The organism is Streptomyces sp. NBC_00647 (assembly GCF_045207245.1).
GTDB lineage: Bacteria > Actinomycetota > Actinomycetes > Streptomycetales > Streptomycetaceae > Streptomyces.
Window position 1 is genome coordinate 10,234,090 of sequence record NZ_CP109040.1, and the last position, 19,576, is coordinate 10,253,665.

The window sequence follows — 19,576 nt, forward strand, 5'->3', positions numbered from 1 at the left end:
TCCTGCGGGTGGGAGGGGCCGGCGTCGCGGAGGCGGACGGGCCTGCCGCCACCGCTGGGTCACCGCACTCCGGTCCCCGGCGGCGGTGTTTCCCGGTCCGTCGGTGTCTTTGGCCGGGCGCGGTCATCGGGCCTGGTCATCGGGGCCGGTACGGCAGGCGGATGCGGATGCGGGTGCGGGTGCGGGTGCGGCGGTGGCGGGCCTCGAGGAGCTGGCCGGGGGTGGGTCCGTCGAAGGTGGAGGAGATGCGGGCGAAGGCTTCCAGCAGGGACAGCAGGTGGGGGTCGACGTCCGGGTACTGCCGTTCGCGTTCCACGAAGGGTTCGATGGCGGCCCAGACCTTTGCCGGTCGGCCCCGGACCATCAGGGCGGCGGTGGTTTCGTCGATGACCCCGACCGCGTACAGGCTGGCCAGGGTCTGGAAGAAGTAGGCGATGTTGTAGACCGCGGTCTTCGCCTGCGGCGGCAGGCCGCGCAGACCGCCGTCGGGCGAGTGCCGCTGCCTGAGTTCGCTGCACACGTACACGTACTGCTCGTGCATCTGCGGCTTGCGGAACTCGGCCAGCAACTCGGTGAAGGCGGGCAGGTGGTTGGCGTGCCGCGCGGTGCGCACTTGCCGGGCCCCGAACCACATGGAGGCCACCACCGCGCTCACCGAGATCAGGATGGCGAGCAGGTTCAGCCAGGTCGCTGCGTCCACGCTCCGATCGTAGGGGCGGAATTCCGGCCACCGCCCCGGCCGTGCGCGTCCCGGCTGTGCGCGTCCCGGTTGTGCGTGCCCCGGCTGTGCGCGGGGGCATCGGCGTGGCCCGTCGCGGCACCGTCGCCGTCGTCTTGGTCGGGCTCTGGCTCCAGCCCTGGCCGACGGCCGTGCCGGCTCGCCTCGGCCGATTTTGCCGACACGGCCTGGACCGAGGAGAACAGCAGCTCGTTCAGCTGCGGCATCAGCTGCGGCAGTACTTCGTTCGCGGTGAAGGACTGTCGGCCGCGCCGTCGTCGGGCCGGCCGGTTTCTGGGCGGACTTCAGTGGCCTCGGGCGGTCGGTGCGCGCGTGACTGGCTGGCCGCGCATGAAGCCGGTTGCCCTCGTCAGGCCCCCCCTTTGGAGTCAGTCATCTGCCCCCTTGGGAGTCGGTCGTCCGGGGAACCGGGAGGCGTTCTGCCGGCGGACCGCCGAGATCAGTCCGCCGGGCTGCTCCTCGTGCTGCGGCGGGGTGCCGGCCGGGCGGCCGTAGGCGCCAGCGCGCTCGCGCAGGGTGTGGCTGTGGGCCTCCCAGCCGTGCCCGGCCAGCCAGTCCACCGGGTCGTCGGGCATCTCCGAGACCCACATGGACGCCGCCGATCCCTGCGCGGCGTCCGCGCCGAAGCGCTCGATCACGCCGCGCGAGCCCAGGGTCAGCCCCATCCGGCTGCCTGCCGCCGACTGCGCGCTGATCCGGGCCAGCAGCAGCTCCACCGCCTCCTGGGGCAGATAGATCAGCAGTCCTTCGGCGATCCACGCGGTCGGCACGGCCGGGTCGTGCCCTGCGGCGGCGAGCGCGCCCGGCCAGTTTTCCCGCAGGTCCACCGCGACGGTGATCCGCTCGCAGCGTGCGACGGCCCGCTCCTGGCGCAGCACCGAAGCCTTGAAGTCCAGGGGCGCGGCGGTGTCGATCTCGAACAGCCGGGTGCCCTCGGGCCAGTCCATCCGGAAGGCCCGGCTGTCCATGCCGGCGCCGAGCAGCACGACCTGGCGGACCCCGGACGCGGAGGCCTGCTGCAACACCTCGTCGAGGAACCTCGTCCTGATGACGATGGAGAACGACACGGCCTGCCGGCGGCGTCGCGCGGCCTCGTCGTCGGGCAGCGGCGGCGAGGAGGGCCACAGGCCGCCGGCGGTGGCGAAAGCCTGTGCCAGCGGGTCGCGGAACAGTGCGTTCTCCCGCTCGGTCTCCAGCGCCCGCACCCTGGCCACTCCCACCGCCGTGGCCCACACTCCCGACGGCTGCATCCGCTCCTGCTCATCAGCCACCGCGCCAGCCTAGATGACCGGTTGCAAGGGTCCGATGAGGGCAGCCGGCTTCATGCGCGGCCCTCCAGTCATGCGCACCGACCGCCTGCGGCCACGGAAACCGCACCGTCATGAGGCGAAGACCGGCAGCCGCCCTGTGTGGCCGCACGAAGGGGACCTGAGCCCGTTGTCGTGGACAAGGCCGGTGGTGGGCCGCCGTGGCGGGCGTGTTGCGGCCCCCCTTTTTTTCAGCTGCCGGGCCGGACCATGTCGTCGGTGTCACCGTCCTCGGAACGGTGCCGGACGTTTTTGACGGCCGGTTCCGGTTCGGGATGCGCGGCGCGTTCGCGCAGGTCCGCGACCGCGAGGAGCAGTGCGAGGATGCTGAATCCGACGGCGGTGAGCAGTCCCAGCTGGATGGCGGTGACGGACTGTCCGTGGTTGGCCTGGTGGGCGAAGTACACCGCGCCGACCACGGCGATTCCGGCTGCCGAGCCGATGCGCTGTCCCGTCTGCAGGACTCCGCCGGCCGCACCGGCGCGGTGCACGGGGACGCGGGTGAGGGTGAGTGTCGTGTTGGGGGAGACCGTGAGGCCGGAGCCGATCCCGGCGACGACCATCGGCAGGGCGGTGGCCCACCCCACGCTCTGCAGGGGTACCAGCTGCACCGCCGCGATCACCCCGAGCAGTCCCACCGCCACGGCGCCGAGGCCGGTGACGACGAGCATGCGTCCGTGGCGCATCACCAGACGGCCCCCGATCGTGGCGCCGACGGCCGAGGCGGCCGCGAAGGGCAGCACCGACAGGCCGGCCGCCAGCGCGCTGTATCCGACGGTGTTCTGCAGGAACAGGGAGTAGACGAAGAAGACGGTGGTGAAGCCGGCGAAGTAGGTGAGGCTGATCAGGGAGCCGAACGTGAAGGACCGCAGGGAGAACAGGCCCAGGTCGACCAGGGGAGCCTGTCCGCGCCGTCCCTGGCGCCGTTCCCAGGCCCAGAACGCGGCCAGCAGCAGCGCCCCCACCGGCAGCAGTGCCCACTTCAGCCGCCCGGTCCACTGCTGCTCCTGTACGAGGGGCAGCATGAGCGCGAGTACCGCGGCGCCCAGGAGCAGCACGCCGAACAGGTCGAACTCCTCCTTCTTCTTGCCTGCCGGGGCCGGGAAGCGGGGCAGCAGCCGCAGTCCCGCGGCCAGGGCGGCGGCCCCGATGGGCAGGTTGACGAAGAACACCCAGCGCCAGCCGTCGCCGGTGCCGGCGGCGTTGATCAGCAGACCGCCCGCCAGGGGGCCCAGTGCCGTCGAGATGCCGATGACGCTGCCGAGCATGCCGAAGGCCTTGGCCCGTTCGGCGCCCTGGAACATCTGCTGGATCAGTCCCGAGGTCTGCGGGGCGACCATGCCCGCCGCCGCGCCCTGCAGGAGCCGGAACAGCACCAGCCAGGAGGCGCTGGGTGCCAGGCCGCAGGCCGCCGAGGCCAGCGTGAACGCGGCCAGCCCGAGCAGGAAGGCCTGCCGCCGCCCGCGCATGTCGCCCAGCCGGCCCGCGGGGACGAGCACCAGCCCGAAGGCCAGGGCGTATCCGGAGACCACCCAGGACTGGGCGGCCTCCGAGGCGGCCAGCCCGTGCTCCATCGAGGGCAGCGCCACGTTCACGATCGAGGTGTCGAGCAGGGAGATGAAGCCCGCCGTCAGGCAGACCGCGAGCGCCTTCCACCGCCGGTCGTCGGAAACGGGCCGGGCCTGGACTGTGGTCATGGGGTCACGCTAAGCAGCAACCGCCCGCAACGCAGGGAAGGAGCCCTTCCGCGCGCGTCGTAAGCCGTCAGGCCTGCACCCATGCCTTGGGCAGCGGCAAGGGTGCACCGCACTGTCCTGGCGTTGCACCGCGCTGTCTTGGCGGTCGGGCGTATTTTGCGGTGCAGGCCGGCTGAGATGAGGAAGCGGGCGAGGCGGACGGCGGGACGGCAGCGCAGCCGTCCCTGTGCGTCCGGTCCCGGCTCAACGCACGGGACGACCTCGCGGCGGCGTAATCCGCAGGTCGGTGGTGCGGGTTTGCTGGGTCCGTTCTCCGGCCTCGCTCGCCCGATCGAGGCCCGTCTGCTCAGTCCCGGCGGGCCCTGACCGTGCTTGTGTTCAGCCGTCGTCCGCGACCACCTGGAAGCGCTTCGGGTGCCCGGGCCGGCGCGGGGGATGTGGTGACACCCGGCGGGCGTGCAGGGGCCGGTGAAGTGCCGGGCAGGTGCGGGCGGACGGGTCTTGGTGTCGCGGGTGGCGGATCGTCAGCAGTCCGGACCCCCTGTCGGCTTGGCCGGCAGGGGAGGGAACGCTCGGGCTGAAGGCAGTGTCTGTCCGGAGCCGGATGTGAAAGTGACGGTCAGCCGGCAGTCCAGTGCTGAGGCGATGCGCTCGAGGAGGGCCAGTGTGGGCAGGTCCCGTCCTGATTCAATGCGTGAGATCGCGGCTTGCCCGGTCCCGGCGAGCTCGGCCAGGCGTGTCTGGGACATTCCGCGCTGCCGGCGCCAGGAGCGGACCAGGTCTGCTGTGTCGTTCACTGCCCGTCCTTGCTGTAACGGGGCAGGCCGGCAGTGTCGATCTTCCAGTCGGCGATGGTGACGGTGTCCGAGAACGTGTAGTGCTGCCTGTTGTCGTAGGTGGGCACGCCGCTTCGGTGCACCGGTGCCCAGTAATGGACTGCGCTCCCGTCACGGGGGTCGACGATGAGGTAGTGCGGCACTCCCATGGCCGGGTAGTCGCGCAGCTTGCCCTCGTAGTCGTTGCTGGGATTGGACCGGGACACGATCTCGATCACCAGATGGCAGCGGCGGGGGTCGATCGCATCACTGTCGGCCACGGCCTCTTCCTCGTCGATCACGACGAGATCGGGTACACGCAGGATGCCGAGACCGGCATCTTCCATGTCGGTTTCGAGCATGAGGAGCATGCCTTTGCCCAACTGGGGCTCCAGCTGGGTGCGCAGGCGGTGGGCAACCAGCTGATGCTGCTTCTTCGGGCTCATCATCATCAGCAGTTGGCCATGGCTGATCTCCGGCCAGGCCAGCGGTTCAGGCCTGTCGAAAGTCTCACGGAACTCACGCAGATGCCAGTAGATGCTCTGTTCCGTCATACCCTCACCGTACATGACGAAATCGTCATGCATGGTGGGCCTCGCAGCCGCCGGGAGTCTTCGCGCTGCCTTCCGGGAGGCGAGCGGGACTACCGTGCCCGCGCCGGACTGGAACGGCCCGTTGTGCCGTGCCCGGTTCGGACTCGGCGACTTGGGGGTTCCGGCCCGTCGGGAGAGTTCACGGGCCCGGGCAGTCACCTCCCGGTGATGATCACGCCTCACGACGGGGAGCGCCTCGAAGCCTCCTTGCACCGGACGCCGGGAGGGATGAGCGCCAAGAACCCGAACGGCAGTGACCGCGGGGATGTGCCGGGTAGCGAAAGCCTTCGGCGCGCGGGTCCGGGGCGAGGAGGCGAGTACCGCCAGAAGCGGCATCCGGACGGCGTCACGGCGCGTGACCCCGTTCACGGACGTCTTGCCCGAGCCCCGAGCCCCGAGCCCCGAGCCCCGAACCCTGTGCCCTGAACTGCCCGTATCCGGCCGCCTCTTGCGGCAGGGACGTAGAGTCGGGCCCATGCGCTTGGACCTGCCGCCGATACGCGCAGAGCATCCCCTGAACGCTGCGCTGCTGGACTTCCTGCGGGCGCAGGGCTGTCCGCCGGGCGGACCGGACGACTACGCGCTGGGCGCATGGCAGCTGCACACCCACCCCGATCTCCTGGACAGGCTGGCCGAGTTGGCCCGGCACGCGCCCCTCCATGCCGCCTACGGCGTCCCGGTCCTGGCCCGCGAGGGCATCGCGGCCGCCGCTGCTGTGGGGACCTCGGTCCTGCTGGTGCGCCTTCCCGCGGCGCCCTCGGGCCTCGAAGCCGGCACCCCCGTCCCGTTCCTGGCCGGTCACGGATGGCAGGCCGTCGATGCCTGGCAGAGCGAACTGCCCTCCGCCGAGGGAACCCGCAGGCTCTCCGGCACCGTCCGCCGAGCCCTGGCCGGCGTCCGGGACCCCGCCTCGTAGCGGCACACCGCCGACGGCAGGGCAGGGCAGGGCAGGGCAGGGGCGGCGGGCCGTTTCCCGCCGTCCGGGGAACTTCACCGGACGGGCCGGCGACACCGGTTTCGCAGGGTTGCGACCGCCGGCGGGTGAGATCGGCTCGCACGCTCTGGCCCCGCGGCCCGGTCGTCGGTGCCGGGCCGCCGTGGCCGCCGGCGGCCACGCCCTCTCGCCACGCCCTCGCGCCCGCCGTCCGCAGCGCCGCCCGCGCCCGCCGTCCGCGGTGCCGGCCGTGGTGCCGGCCGTGGTGCCGGCCGTGGTGCCGTCCGCGGTGCCGGGCGGCGGGGCGGCGGCGCGGACGGCGGGCGGGCGCCCCGGCCGGGTCCGTGGCCGGCTGCGGGTCTTGGGGGCGGGCGGTCCGGGCGGCACGGGATGCGGCGCGTGCCGCCGGGTCTCGCCGGTGCCGGACCGCCGTGCCTGCCGTGTCCGTCGTGGCGGTCCGGTGTCCGGGATGCCCGGCCGGCGGGGGCGGCGGAAAGTCCGGGAGCCGGGAGCCGGCCCGGCGCGCGGGTCAGGCGGGGTGGGGGTCGGTTCCGGTGGTGGCGGTGAAGACGGGGGTGTTGTTCTGGTGGGCGAGGATGCGGACGCGGCGCTGTCCGGCGTGGCCGGGCAGGGGGTGGGCCTCGATGGTGCAGGGGGCGTCGAGTTCCGCGTAGCGTTCGAAGGTGCTGGCGAGGTGGCGGACGAAGGTGTTCTGGCCCAGGGTGGCGACGGTGGCCTGGCGGGCGGCCTCGAGCAGGACCATGCCGGGGACGTGGTCGACCTGGTGGTCGAAGAGCACGGGGTGGCTGGTGTCGGTGCGCAGCAGCCAGCGTCCGGGTCCGCCGGCGGGGGACAGGACGACGTCGGCGGGTGAGGTGCGGCCCACGTGCTGCGGGGCCAGCGGGGCGGTCAGCGGTGCGGGCACCCCGGCCAGCGCGGTCTGCTTGCCGCGCAGCCGGGCGTAGACGGCGGGTGTGGTGGCCGTACAGGAGCCCGACGCGCTCGCCACCGTGTGCCCGCCGCGCCGGAATACGGCCTCGAAGCGGATCGCCGATGCGGCGCCGCGCCGCCAGGTGACGTCGTGACAGGTCATCTCGATGCCGACGGAGGCCGGTGCGCTGCCGGTGGCCAGGTGTTCGGGGCGCACGTCCAGGGTGAGGCTGTGCATCAGGAAGGGGTGCTCGAGCGGCACGCCGAACTCGGTGTGGGCGAGCAGGATGGCCGCCTGGCGGAAGGACTCGGCGGCGATGAGGGGGTCGTGGCGGCCCTGGACGGCGGTGAAGAAGCTGTGCCCGCGCGGCCACTGGGCGCTGACCTCGAAGCGGTCCGCCGCGATGCGCTCCCAGTCGGTGAGCAGCACCTCGGCGACGCTGGCGCGGTGGACGAGTTCCTTGGGCACCGTGGTGGTCAGGGTGGCGAACCGCGGGTCCCGTCCGGCGGGCCCCGCGGCGCCGTCCGGCGGGGCGGGCAGGGGCGCGGTGGCGATCGGGGCCGGCCCGGTGCGGAACGTGGTCATGGACATGTTTCCCCCTGAGCTGCGTTGGCCTGGCGTCGGATGTGCTCGCTGAGAATCAGGAAGATACAGACCACCCGGTTTAGTTTCTAGGGTTCTCCGCGAGGTCCTGCCCGCGGGAAATGGAGCAGTTTGCTCCGAATCGGCGCCCGGCCGGCGCCCCGGACCGCCGGACGCGGCCCGTGAGCTGGGGCGTCGGGTCCCGGCCGCCGCGCTCCGGGCGGGGGCGAGCCGATCTCGAGCGGCACCACAGCGTCTCTCCAGCGCCCTGGCCGACGGTGACGTGACGGCCCGACACGGCCCGCCGGGGGAGAGGGGTGATCGATGAGCAGCGGGGACACGGTGCTGCGCGTCGAGCGCGGACAGGCCGACGAGGCGGAACTCGCCGCCCTGACCGCGGTGCTGCTCGCGGTCCTCGGCGCACGCGGACGGGCCGGCGGACGGCCCGGGGAACCGGCCGGCGGACGCGAGGACGAGCCGGCGGGCGAGGGGCCCGGGGGGTGGGCCGGGACCGGCCCGTCCCGGTGGCCGGGGCCGGGAGGTTTCGTGCCGGCGGGCAGCTGGGCCGACGGCGTCTCGAGCGGTTCTTGAGTAGAACAACTTTAAACCGCTTCAGCGGTTTGTTAATGTCCACGTACGGACCCGGGGCGGGACCTCCTCGGCCTTGTCCCAGGAGGGGACCTGACATGACGACGACTGCCCCCCAGCGGCCCGGGCCGCACAGCGCCGCCGCGCGCGGGCGCGTGGCGGAACTCCACGCCATCCGCGCGCAGGCACTGCAGGGCCCCGGCGAGGAGGCGACCGCGGCCCAGCACGCCAAGGGCAAGCTGACCGCCCGCGAACGCATCGCCCTGCTGCTGGACCCGGACTCGTTCCAGGAGGTCGGGCAACTGCGCCGGCACCGGGCGACCGGGTTCGGCCTGGAGGCCAACAAGCCCTACACCGACGGCGTCGTCACCGGCTGGGGCCTGGTCGAGGGCCGCACCGTCTTCGTCTACGCGCACGACTTCCGCATCTTCGGCGGCGCCCTCGGCGAGGCCCACGCGCAGAAGATCCACAAGATCATGGACATGGCCGTCGCGGCCGGCGCGCCCCTGGTGTCCCTGAACGACGGCGCGGGCGCCCGGATCCAGGAGGGCGTCTCCGCGCTCGCCGGCTACGGCGGCATCTTCCAGCGCAACACCAAGGCTTCCGGTGTCATCCCGCAGATCTCGGTGATGCTCGGCCCGTGCGCGGGCGGCGCGGCCTACAGCCCGGCGCTGACCGACTTCGTCTTCATGGTCCGCGACACCTCGCAGATGTTCATCACCGGACCCGACGTGGTCAAGGCGGTCACCGGCGAGGAGATCACCCACAACGGCCTGGGCGGCGCCGACGTCCACGCGCAGACCTCCGGGGTGTGCCACTTCGCCTACGACGACGAGCAGACCTGCCTCGCCGAGGTCCGCTACCTGCTCTCCATGCTCCCGCAGAACAACCGCCAGAGCCCGCCGCGCACCGCGTGCACCGACCCGGTGGGCCGGCGCGGCGATGCGCTGTCCAGCCTGGTCCCGGCCGACGGCGCCCACCCCTACGACATGACCGAGGTGATCGCCGAACTCGTCGACGACGGCGACTTCCTGGAGGTCCACGAGCACTGGGCCCGCAACATCATCTGCGCGCTGGCCCGCCTGGACGGCCAGGTCGTCGCCATCGTCGCCAACCAGCCCCGGCACCTGGCCGGGGTGCTGGACATCGCCGCCTCCGAGAAGGCCGCCCGGTTCGTGCAGACCTGCGACGCCTTCAACATCCCCCTGCTCACCCTCCTGGACGTGCCGGGCTTCCTGCCGGGCGTGGGCCAGGAACACGGCGGCATCATCCGCCACGGCGCGAAACTGCTCTACGCGTACTGCAACGCCACCGTGCCGCGGATCTCGCTCGTCCTGCGCAAGGCCTACGGAGGCGCCTACATCGTCATGGACTCCCAGTCCACCGGCGCCGACCTCACCTACGCCTGGCCCGCCAACGAGATCGCCGTGATGGGCGCCGAAGGCGCCGCGAATGTCATCTTCCGCCGCCGGATCGCCTCGGCCGCCGACCCCGAGGCGATGCGCGCCCGCATGGTCAAGGAGTACAAGGCCGAGCTGATGCACCCCTACTACGCGGCCGAACGCGGCCTGGTCGACGACGTCATCGACCCCGCCGAGACCCGCGAGGTGCTGATCGAATCGCTCGCGATGCTGCGCACCAAGCACGCCGACCTGCCCTCCCGCAAGCACGGCAACCCGCCGCAGTAACGGAGCACCACGATGGCCAAACAGGAACGCGCGCTGCGCACGCGCGAGGCGCTGATCAACTCCGCCGCCGCGGTCTTCGACCGCGAGGGCTACCGCACCGCCTCGCTCACCGCGATCAGCGGCCAGGCCGGCGTGAGCAACGGAGCACTGCACTTCCACTTCGCCAGCAAGGCCGCCCTCGCCGAAGCCGTCGAGGAGGCCGCCGCACACCGGCTGACCCGCATCACCGTCCACGGCGAACAGCGGCCCGGCCAGGCCCTGCAGTGCCTGGTGGACGCCACCCACCACCTGGCCGGCACCCTCCACGACGACGCCGTCCTGCGCGCCGGGTTCGCCCTGGGCTCCGAACACCTCTACACCGGCGAACGGGACCTGCGCCGGCAGTGGACGCAGTGGGTCGAGTCGACCCTCAAACGCGCCGACGGCGAGGGCGAACTCGCCGACACGGTGGTGCCGCGCGACGCGGTGGTCGCCGTCGTCGCGGCGACCGTGGGCTTCGAGGTCCTGGGAGCCCAGGACGCCGAATGGCTCTCCTACCGCACCCTCACCCGGTTCTGGCGCCTGCTGCTGCCACGCCTGGCCGCACCCGCCGCCCTGGGACACCTCCAGGCAGCGGGCACCCCGGCACACCCCCCGCACCCCCCGGCCCCCGCACACCAGGACCCGGCCCCCGGCAACACCCCCGGCCCCCCACCGGCCCGCCCCGGACCCTGACCACCGCACCGCGCCGCGTCGCACCGGCCGCAGCCGCCGCCTTCCGTGCAGAGCGGCTTCGGCCGTTCCTGGCCGGTAACGGGCGTTGTGGCAAAGGGCGTTGTGGCCGGTGACGGGACCACCGGCAGGTGATCGACGGGATGCTGTACCGGGTGCGGACAGGGTGCGGAGGGGGGTGCGGCGGGGTGATGTGCCGGAGCGGTTCGGGCCGTGCAGGACGGTCCGTGAACGGCGTTGATCGCGGCCGGCCGACGGGACTTGGGAGCATCACGGGACGTGACAGCGCCCCAGCCCGCCGAGCACGCCTTGGCTCCGGTCGCTGCGGGCCGCCTCCGCTGCGGGGGGTGGCCGGCACCGGTCAGACGGTCAGGCGGTCAGGCCGAGCGCGGCCAGGCGGTCGGGATCGGTGAGGATGTCGAGCCCGGTGATGCGGCCGTCCCGGATGGTGAACGACATGACGGACAAAGGCCGGTCCCCGGTGAACGAGACAACGCCGGGCGAGCCGTTGACCAGCACCAGACGCGCGTTCGCCGCGTAGCGGGCGAAGGTGATCGCCTGGGACGCCACGTCGCCCGCGCCGTGCCGCAGGATGCTCGGGACGAGCGTGCCGCCGTCGGAACGCGCGATCACGTCGGGGTGGAGGACGGTGCAGCGCCTCGAAGTCGCCGCCGCGGGAGGCGGTCAGAAAGGCGTCCACGACATCGCGCTTGCGGGCATTGTCCGTGTCGGCCGCCGGGGCGGCGTCCTGAACCCGGCGGCGGGCGCGGCTGGCGAGCTGCCGGGTGGAGACCGCGGTCCGGCCGAGGGCGGCGGCGATGTCGTCGAAGGGCACGTCGAACATGTCGTGGAGGACGAAGGCGAGCCGCTCGTCCGGGGAGAGGGTCTCCAAAACGATCATGAGTGCGATGCCCACCGAGTCTGCGATCAGGACCTCCCGCTCGGGGTCGACGCGGGCCGCCGCGGTGACCACCGGGTCCGGCAGCCGGACGGCCCCGTCCTGCTCGGGCAGCGGATCCTCGCGTCGCGAGGTGCGCGAGCGCAGCATGTCCAGGCATGTCCGGCCCACGACCGTGGTGAGCCAGGCCCCCAGGTTCTTCACGTCGCTCACGTCGGTGCGGCTGAGCTTGAACCACGCCTCCTGGACGGCGTCCTCCGCCTCGGCGAGCGAGCCCAGCATCCGGTAGGCCACCGCCCGCAGCCCGGGCCGCTCGGCCTCGAAACGGTCGGCCAGAAAAGAATTCTCGCTCACCTGTCACACCCCCGCGTCCGGATCCGTCGGTCCAGTGACAGACGCTAACGGATCACCAGGAGAGCATCAGATGAACACCGCGATCACCACCAGTGCCCGGATGAAGAACCCCGCTCTGGTCCTGCCGGACGCCATGAAGGGCATCCAGAACATCTACAAGGCCATGTACCAGGGCGGCGTCTCCCCGCAGATCCTGGAACTGGTCCACCTGCGGGCCAGTCAGATCAACGGATGCAGCGCCTGCGTGTTCGCCGGCGTGGCGGGCGCCAAGAAGCACGGCGAGAGCGACGAACGCCTGCACGCCGTGGCCGCCTGGCGCGAGGCGCCGTTCTTCACCGGTGAGGAGCGCGCGGCCCTGGCCCTGACCGAGGCCGCCACCCGGATCGCCGACCGCTCCGGCAGGGCCGTCCCCGACGAGGTGTGGAACGAGGCCGCGGACCACTTCGACGAGGCGCAGCTTTCCGCGATCATCCTGATGATCGGCCTCACCAACTTCTTCAACCGCATCAACACCACCATCGAGGAGCCCGCCGGCACCACCTGGTGACGGCTCTGCCGGCCTGCCGTCAGGGCGCGCAGGCGCGCAGTGCATGCCCAACCCGTCCGCAGCGGCGGTGCCGGTGGCCGCGGAGCCTGTGCCACCGGCACCACCCCGGGCTCGGGCGACGTCGCGTCGCGCTGGACCTCGGTGGCCCGGGCGGGACCGGCGCCGGCTTCCCGCACAGCTCCCGACCACCGGTTCCACGGAAGCACGGACAGCGCCCTGAAGTGCCCCCGTGCTTCAGGCGGCGGGCCGGAGTCGCTCGCCTCGCCGTCCCGCCCACGTGACGCTCACGTGCGCGGGACGGCGTCGCCGGGGAGAGCCGCGAGGATGACCGCAACGGCTTGTGCCGCACCGTCCAGTTCCTGCAGCCGGCCGTCGGCGAACCGCACCCGGTAGCGGCCGTTCCCGACCGGCATGGCCCCCGGCAGGTCATCGCGGACGGGCGGCGCGGCCCGCCTGCTGAAGGTGAGCCGGCAGGTGCTCCGCCCCGGCGACAGGGCCCGGAGCCGCTCCTGCCGGAAGGCGGCCTCGACGAGATCGTGCAGCGCCGTGTCCGGCATACGTGCGGCCGCCTCGCGCAGCCGGCGCCACCTCACCGCCACGGCCTCGGTCTCCCCGCGCTCACGGGCCTCGGCCAGCTCCCAGATCCTCAGAAAGGGGGCCACAACTGCCACGGATTTCCTGATCGTTCATAGTCGTCTCAAGTCAGGCATCTCACGTAGCTTGGTTGTGTGAAGCTTTCGGAGTGGGCGCGTTGGCAGGGCGTGAGCTACCAGACCGCCTGGCGTGGGTGAGGGACGGGATGATGCCCGTGCCGGTCCGTCAGGTGCCGTCCGGGACGTGGCTGGTCGACGAGGTTGCCGCCCCGTCGTCCGGGCGTGTGGTGGCGTACTGCCGTGTGTCGTCAGCCGACCAGAAGGCCGACCTGGATCGGCAGGCCGCGCGGGTGGTGTCCGGCGCGAACGGACTGGGCCTGGCGGTCGCGGAAGTCGTGACCGAGGTCGGGTCGGGGCTGGACGGGCGACGCCGCGAGCTGCAGCGGCTTCTTGCCGACCCGGACCGGCTGTGATCGTGGTCGAGCATCGTGACCGGCTGGCCCGGTTCGGCGTCGAGCACCTGGAGGCCGCGCTGTCGGCGTCCGGCCGGCGCCTGGTCGTCCTCGACCCTGCCGAGACCGCCGACGATCTGGTGCGGGACATCACCGGGGTGCTCACCTCCATGTGCGCTCGCCTGTACGGGCCGCGGGCGGCGAAGAACCGGGCCGCCCGCGCGGTGGCCGTGGCGACCGGCGAGGCCGCCGAGTGAAGAAGTTCCGGCCGCAGCCGGGGTTCGTGGTGCAGGCGTACCGCTTCGCGCTGGACCCGAACGCCGCCCAGGAGGCCGCTCTTGGGTCGCACTGCGGTGCGGCGCGCGCGGCGTACAACTGGGCGGTGGGCTGGGTGACCGCGTCCTGGTGGCAGCGCCGGGCCGAGGAGACGTACGGCGTCGCCGGGGCGGAGAGGACCGAGTGGCGGCCGTGGTCGCTGCCATCGCTGCGCAAGGCGTTCAACGCCGCCAAGCACACGGACCCCCGGTTCGCCTCCTGGTGGGAGGAGAACTCCAAGGAGGCGTACTCCACCGGGCTGGCGAACGCGTCGGCCGCGTTCGACAACTACGCGAAGTCGAAGAACGGCAAGCGGTGCGGCCGGCGGATGGGGGTGCCGCGCTTCAAGTCGAAGCGCAAGGCGCGCCTGTCCTGCCGGTTCACCACCGGCACCATCCGGGTGGACGCCGACGGACGGCACGTCACACTGCCCCGGCTCGGCACGATCCGTACGCACGAGCCCGTCGCCGGGCTCCTCGCCCGTGTCCGGGCCGGGACCGCGCGCATCCTGTCCGCGACCGTCCGCCACGAACGCGGACGCTGGTTCGTGTCCTTCCAGACCGAGGTCAAACGCGACCTCGTCCGCGTCGCACGGCCCGACGTCGCGGTCGGCATCGACCTGGGTGTGAAGACCCTCGCAGTGATGGCCGACAGCACCGGCGAGATCCGCACCGTGCCCAACCCGCGGCACCTGGACAGCGCCCTGAATCTGCTCCGCCGGGCCTCCCAGACGGTCTCCCGCCGACGCGGCCCCGACCGCCGCACCGGACAGAAGCCCTCCCGCAGGTGGGAGAAAGCCAACGCCCAGCGCAACCGCGTGCACCACCGCATCGCGAACCTCCGCGCCAACGCCCTGCACAAGCTCACCACCGCCGTGGCCGCCGAATACGGCACCGTCGTGGTGGAGGACCTGAACGTCGCCGGGATGCTCCGCAACCGGCGCCTGGCCCGCAGGATCGCCGATGCCGGATTCGGGGAGATCCGCCGCCAGCTCACCTACAAGACCCAGCGCAACGGCTGCCGCACCCTGGCCGCCGACCGCTGGTACCCCTCCTCCAAGACCTGTTCCGGGTGCGGCGCGGTGAAAGCCAAGCTGCCGCTGCACGTGCGGACCTACGAATGCGACGCCTGCGGCCTGGTCATCGACCGGGACGCCAACGCCGCACACAACCTCGCCGCACTCGCGGCAATCGCAGCAACAGGTACCGGAGTGGCCGCAGACCTGGACACCCCCAAGGTGTCGAAGCCTCGTGGAGCCGACCAGAAGACCCGCACCACTCGCCACCGTCGCAAGACGGGGACGGGGCGGGCAGGTGGCGCAGCCCTGCCGCAGCAGCGGCAGACGGAAACGAGAGACCGTCCTCAAACCGAAGCCCTGACGCTCTGGTGATGTGACGGACCTTCCGGGCCGAAATACCCGGAATGCTGAGACCTGACTACTGACTCAGCAACGGCACTGCGCGACGAGTTCCCGGACCCGGGGTGCCCGCAACCAGAAGTGCAACGCCCCGGCAACCGCGGAGAGATCCGGGGTGGTGCCGCAAGCCATGCGGACACCACCGGTCCCGCAGTCGACGATGAAGCGGCGCTCACCGAGGGCCATCAGGACCCGCGCCCAGCGGCCGCCGGCCTCCACCCGGGCAGCCACGCAGCGCCACCCCGGTGAGGACGCCAGCTCGACCGCGAGCCCGTGGCCCGCGCGATCGGCCACCGCCTGCAGCGCGTTCCGCAACGAGCCCGCCCGCACGACCTCGGGATAGAGCGCCACGTACGCGTGCATCGGATCGCTCGGCGCTGCGGCGCCGTCAGGCCGTTCGGGCACGGCACCGAGTCTGCCAGTCCGGCACACCGCCCCCACCGCCCCCGCGCGGCCCTCCCGCCCGCCGCAAGGGCGGGCAACCCGGCCCGGGGACGGGCGAGTTCACAGCGGGCACGGGGTGGGACCGCCAGGCCGAGGCCGCATCCGCGTCACCCGCACGACCACGGCCGACTCCCGGGCCGCCCCCACCGGCACCCGGCATGCCGGCACATTGAACAGACCATCCGGTCTGATTCGAGAAGGGTTCCGGCTCCTCCCGCAGTCGCCCTCTCCACCGGCTCCGGCGTGACACGACCGCCGCCCTAGCCTGCGGATCCCCGGGGGCGAGAGCCTGCCGGACCGGGGCGCAGACTGGACGACACCCCGCCCTCGCTCGGAAAGCAAAGGTTGCATACGAGAAGAATGCTGGAAGTCGCGCCCGTCTCGCATACGTCCTTCTCCTCGGCGTGACGGCCCGTGGGTGCGCCCGGCCCGGCTGCCGCTGCTGCGCCCCGCGCCCCCTCGTCGATGTACCCCCGAGCCCCCGACCGTCCACCCTTGTTAGCCCCTTTCGGTGCACTGTCCTGGCAAGTTGAGGGTGCAGCCGGCCCGCACGGCCGGACCGGCGGCAAGTGGGCCGGTGCCGGGGCGCGGGTGGTACCGGGGGCGGGCGGCGTGCCCGTGCCGCTCCGGCCGGCGCGCGTCACCGGAGCGGCGGAAAGACGTTTCGCGGGCGCAATCGGCGGCGGATGGCAACCGGGCGTGAGGGAGGGGTGCCGACGGGGCGTGGCGGGTGCATCCGGTGCGAGGCCGGGGGGTCTTGGGGAAAAGATGACTGCCCGACCGGATTGACAAACCGTCTATGCTGTTTTTTTATCGGGGGTGGGACAGATGCCGCAGCACGCCCGCTCCGGTGCCGGCGCGCTGACCCCGTTGCACGCGCTGACCTGCCTGCATCCAACAGGGGAGAAACGATGGACATCGAAGTACTGGGCCCGCTGTCGGTGCGGGAGCACGGCATCCCCATCGCGCCGACCGCCCCCAAGCCCCGGCAGGTGCTGGCTCTGCTCGCGCTCAACGCGGACCACGTCGTCCCGGTGTCCACGCTGATAGAGGAGCTGTGGGACGAGAACCCGCCCCGCAGCGCCCGCACCACGCTGCAGACCTACATCCTGCAGCTGCGCGAACTCATCGGCGAGGCACTGCTGCGCGGCGGCGACGAGGGGACCAGGGCCAAGGACGTCCTGGTCACCCTGCCGGGCGGCTACCGGCTGGAGACCCGCGGCGGCACCCTGGACTTCCAGGAGCTGGAACGGCGCGCGGGAGCCGGCTACCGGGCCATGGACGCGGAGGACTACGCCGGTGCCGCCAAACGGCTGCGCGAGGCACTGTCGCTGTGGACCGGCACCGCGCTCGCCGACGTCCAGGCCGGCAGCCAGATCACCCTGGAGGTGAGCCGGCTGGAGGAGACCCGGCTGTGCGCCCTGGACCAGCGCATCGAGGCCGACCTGCGGCTCGGCAACCACCGCGGGCTGCTGTCCGAACTGACCGTGCTGGTCAGCCGGTACCCGATGCACGAGAGCCTGCACGGCCAGTTCATGCTCGCCCTGTACCGCTCGGGCCGCCGCGGTGAGGCCCTCAACGCCTACCAGCGCCTGCGCACCACGCTGGTGCGGGAGCTGGGCCTGGAACCGTCCACGGCGCTCGGCAGGCTCCAGCGGTCCATCCTGATGGCCCACCCCGAGCCCACCCTCACGGCCGGACCGGAGAACCCCGCCGCACGCCTCGTCGGCCGGATGGCCTGACCACCCCGGCACCCCGTCCCGGCACCCCGCTCCGGCACCCCGCTCCGGCACCCCGCTCCGGCACCCCGCTCCGGCACCCCGTCCCGGCATCCTGCTCCGGCACCCCGTCCCGGCATCCTGCTCCGGCACCCCGTCCCGGCACCGCGGGCCCGCCCGCACGGCCGGCTGCGGCCGGTGCCGCGTCCCAGCGGCCCCTCCCTCCCGATGACCCCCCGTCCGGGAGGGAGGGGTCACCCATGCCCGCGGCCCGGGATTTCGTCCGCACCCGCACGCGGCGGTTCCACGGCATCCCGACGTCCCGTCAGAACGCGGAAGGCCGGAGGCGGGAAGAGCACGGCGTCCCGGCCGGCCCGGGCACGAGGCAGGCCGCTCGGCGCTCCGCGGAGGCTGCCGAGCGGGCCTCCCGCACGCTCGGGATCTGAGCCCGTCCCGCCTTCGCCGCGGACCGCAGGAGCACAGGTGCCGGCACTCGCCGGCAGCCCAACGCGCGCTCCTCACCGGGCCGCAGGCCACAGGCCAAACGAGCACCGCGTGCCGCACGAACCTCCGGTACGCGCCGCTCGTCCGCGGCCATCGCCCCGGCACCGCCGGCACCGGCACCCGTACCGCACCCCGGCCGGCACCATGATCCGCACCTTCCGTCCCCCCCCCACCGTCCTGCCTGCACCGACCGCTGTCACGGGGGCCCGGCCTCACATAGAATCCTGCCCACTTCCCCCACCCGCCGGCCGTAACGTCCCGTCACCCCAGGGGGAACGACATGCCCACCTGGCGCCGCATCGCCGCCCTCTGCACGGCCCTCCTGACGCTCGCCGGATGCGGCAGCCCGCAAGGCGGGCACCGGAATGCCTCCCGCGGAGCCGGCACGAGTGACCACCGCACCGGAGCCGCCTGGCGCTACGACTACACCGGGAAGAACACCAACGCCGCCTTCGCCGACATCGCCGCCGCCTCCGCCGACGATGCCTGGGCCATCGGCAAGAGTCCCGTCACCGGGTGGGTGGACATCCACGAGACTCTCCTTTTCCACTACGACGGAAAGACATGGCGCCCCTACGACCTCCCACCCCCGCTGCGCCACCTCGATGACCTCTCGTCCGTCCGGCTCGACGCCGCCGGGCCGCACGACGTGTGGCTCTTCGCGGGCGCCACGACGAACCCCGGCGGGGGCCGCTCGCCACTCGCCGCGCACTGGGACGGAACGGCGTGGCAGGCCGTGGACCTTCCCCGGGATTTCCCCGAAGTCGTGAGAGGCGTCGCCGTCTTCGGCCCCGGGGACGTCTGGGCCGTAGACGGTTCGGACACCGCCTGGCACTGGGACGGGCGGCACTGGCAGCTCTTGCGGCTGCCCGGCACGGCGCAGGCCCTGGCGGGTGCATCGGGGCGGGACCTGTGGGCCGTGGGGTTCAGCCTGACGCGGGAGCAGGTTGCGCGCCCTGCGGCCATGCACTGGGACGGCCGCACCTGGACGAAGGCGACCATGCCCTCCATGCCGCCGGGACCCAAGGACGATCCGCATGACGGCGAACTCACCCGCGTCGTCGCCCTGTCCGCCCACGACGTGCGCGCCTTCGGCACCGTATCCAGCGAAGGCGGAGACAGCGACGCGTACTCCGCCGGGCTCGCACTGCGCTGGGACGGCACCCGGTGGAGCGAGGACGACGGGGAGCCGTGGGTGACCGGCGAGGCCGGGAACGCCATCATGCTCACCCCCAAGCGCTATATGACACTGTCCGGCGAGGAAGAGCGGATCACCCAGCCGCCCTGCCTCGCCGGCCGGCCGGGCAGGCTCGGTGAGGGCGGCTGCCGGCAGAAACTCCACCTCAAGGACTACACCGCAGTCCCGGGAACCCGGCAGGTCTGGGGCGTGGGCTCCGTCAGCAGCAGTACGTTCCCTTCCCGCCCCGTCATCGTCCGCTTCACCACAGCCCCTTGACCCGGGACATCAGGACATCCGCCGGATCGCCGCCACACAGCTTCTCGGGCCCCACCCCGCGACGTGGCCCGGCAGCGCCCGAACGCCGATCCGGCCAGGACCTGCCCCCTCCGGCCGGACACCGCCCGCAGGACACCGGCCGACCCCGACGGTTTCGGAGCTGAGCGACACGGCCCAGGACCGCCTGCCGGGCACGCTGATGCCACGGGAAGCACCCGGTCCCCGGGCGAGTGCCGCCAGGGCCCGCCGCGGCGATGAACAACGCCGGCAGAGCCATGGGTGTCGCGAGACGG

The 19,576-nt window shown here is 72.7% G+C and carries 16 protein-coding genes and 2 pseudogenes; 9 read left to right on the forward strand and 9 right to left on the reverse strand.

The genetic code is table 11. The features are described 5' to 3' along the window. Window positions 1-136: 136 nt before the first annotated feature. The 5 genes from OG788_RS44910 to OG788_RS44930 form a co-directional block, all read right to left on the reverse strand. Window positions 137-700, reverse strand: coding sequence for a hypothetical protein (locus tag OG788_RS44910; RefSeq protein WP_406368739.1), 564 nt, complete (start codon window positions 698-700; stop codon window positions 137-139). 407 nt (window positions 701-1,107) lie between these two features. Further along, entirely contained in the window at window positions 1,108-1,974 is an 867-nt protein-coding gene (locus OG788_RS44915) for a class I SAM-dependent methyltransferase (RefSeq protein ID WP_406376646.1), read from the reverse strand. A gap of 263 nt (window positions 1,975-2,237) precedes the next feature. After that, the gene (locus OG788_RS44920) at window positions 2,238-3,743 is read right to left on the reverse strand and encodes an MFS transporter (RefSeq protein ID WP_406368737.1); all 1,506 of its coding nucleotides are present in this window, start codon (window positions 3,741-3,743) and stop codon (window positions 2,238-2,240) included. A gap of 524 nt (window positions 3,744-4,267) precedes the next feature. Beyond that, entirely contained in the window at window positions 4,268-4,540 is a 273-nt protein-coding gene (locus tag OG788_RS44925) for a helix-turn-helix domain-containing protein (RefSeq protein WP_406368735.1), read from the reverse strand. After that, the gene (locus tag OG788_RS44930; protein WP_406368733.1) at window positions 4,537-5,112 is read right to left on the reverse strand and encodes a Uma2 family endonuclease; all 576 of its coding nucleotides are present in this window, start codon (window positions 5,110-5,112) and stop codon (window positions 4,537-4,539) included. Before OG788_RS44930 ends, OG788_RS44925 begins: the two co-directional genes overlap by 4 nt. A gap of 514 nt (window positions 5,113-5,626) precedes the next feature. Between OG788_RS44930 and OG788_RS44935 the strand changes: the two genes are divergently transcribed. Then, window positions 5,627-6,067, forward strand: coding sequence for a hypothetical protein (locus tag OG788_RS44935; RefSeq protein ID WP_406368731.1), 441 nt, complete (start codon window positions 5,627-5,629; stop codon window positions 6,065-6,067). A gap of 547 nt (window positions 6,068-6,614) precedes the next feature. On the opposite strand, the gene OG788_RS44940 is transcribed toward OG788_RS44935, so the two are convergent. Then, entirely contained in the window at window positions 6,615-7,601 is a 987-nt protein-coding gene (locus OG788_RS44940) for a ScbA/BarX family gamma-butyrolactone biosynthesis protein (RefSeq protein WP_406368729.1), read from the reverse strand. Between the two features lie 321 nt (window positions 7,602-7,922). Here OG788_RS44940 and OG788_RS44945 point away from each other — a divergent pair, with 321 nt between their 5' ends. The 3 genes from OG788_RS44945 to OG788_RS44955 all read left to right on the forward strand — a co-directional run bounded on the left by OG788_RS44945 (window position 7,923) and on the right by OG788_RS44955 (window position 10,588). Beyond that, window positions 7,923-8,189 carry an acyl-CoA carboxylase epsilon subunit gene (locus OG788_RS44945; protein ID WP_406368728.1) on the forward strand — a complete coding sequence of 89 codons (267 nt, stop codon included), beginning with the start codon at window positions 7,923-7,925 and terminating at the stop codon, window positions 8,187-8,189. A 95-nt stretch (window positions 8,190-8,284) separates the two neighbouring features. Then, window positions 8,285-9,874 (forward strand): acyl-CoA carboxylase subunit beta, encoded by a 1,590-nt coding sequence (locus OG788_RS44950; protein ID WP_406376626.1) that lies wholly within the window; start codon window positions 8,285-8,287, stop codon window positions 9,872-9,874. 12 nt (window positions 9,875-9,886) lie between these two features. Continuing rightward, on the forward strand, window positions 9,887-10,588 hold the full coding sequence (locus tag OG788_RS44955) for a ScbR family autoregulator-binding transcription factor (protein WP_406368724.1): 702 nt from the start codon (window positions 9,887-9,889) through the stop codon (window positions 10,586-10,588). 366 nt (window positions 10,589-10,954) lie between these two features. Here OG788_RS44955 and sigJ read toward each other — a convergent pair. Continuing rightward, window positions 10,955-11,837 (reverse strand): annotated as a pseudogene (gene sigJ / locus OG788_RS44960) (RNA polymerase sigma factor SigJ). A gap of 70 nt (window positions 11,838-11,907) precedes the next feature. Between sigJ and OG788_RS44965 the strand changes: the two are divergent. Next, window positions 11,908-12,384, forward strand: a complete 477-nt coding sequence (locus OG788_RS44965; protein ID WP_406368722.1) for a carboxymuconolactone decarboxylase family protein — start codon at window positions 11,908-11,910, stop codon at window positions 12,382-12,384. A 284-nt stretch (window positions 12,385-12,668) separates the two neighbouring features. On the opposite strand, the gene OG788_RS44970 is transcribed toward OG788_RS44965, so the two are convergent. After that, entirely contained in the window at window positions 12,669-13,055 is a 387-nt protein-coding gene (locus OG788_RS44970) for a DUF6193 family natural product biosynthesis protein (protein WP_406368720.1), read from the reverse strand. 57 nt (window positions 13,056-13,112) lie between these two features. Between OG788_RS44970 and OG788_RS44975 the strand changes: the two are divergent. Together OG788_RS44975 and tnpB are read left to right on the forward strand one after the other, a co-directional pair. Further along, window positions 13,113-13,686, forward strand: a pseudogene (locus OG788_RS44975) (IS607 family transposase). Next, a complete protein-coding gene (tnpB, locus tag OG788_RS44980; protein WP_406368718.1) occupies window positions 13,683-15,134 on the forward strand; it encodes an IS607 family element RNA-guided endonuclease TnpB in 1,452 nt (483 codons plus the stop codon). The pseudogene OG788_RS44975 and the gene tnpB overlap by 4 nt, the downstream one beginning before the upstream one ends. A 54-nt stretch (window positions 15,135-15,188) precedes the next feature. On the opposite strand, the gene OG788_RS44985 is transcribed toward tnpB, so the two are convergent. After that, window positions 15,189-15,566, reverse strand: a complete 378-nt coding sequence (locus OG788_RS44985; RefSeq protein ID WP_406368716.1) for a hypothetical protein — start codon at window positions 15,564-15,566, stop codon at window positions 15,189-15,191. Window positions 15,567-16,516: 950 nt separating this feature from the next. On the opposite strand from OG788_RS44985, the gene OG788_RS44990 reads away from it, so the two are divergent. Both OG788_RS44990 and OG788_RS44995 read left to right on the forward strand, forming a co-directional pair. Beyond that, entirely contained in the window at window positions 16,517-17,347 is an 831-nt protein-coding gene (locus OG788_RS44990; protein ID WP_351557020.1) for an AfsR/SARP family transcriptional regulator, read from the forward strand. A 760-nt stretch (window positions 17,348-18,107) separates the two neighbouring features. After that, complete coding sequence (locus tag OG788_RS44995) at window positions 18,108-19,283, forward strand: hypothetical protein (RefSeq protein ID WP_406368715.1); 1,176 nt, start codon at window positions 18,108-18,110, stop codon at window positions 19,281-19,283. The last annotated feature ends 293 nt before the right edge of the window (window positions 19,284-19,576 follow it).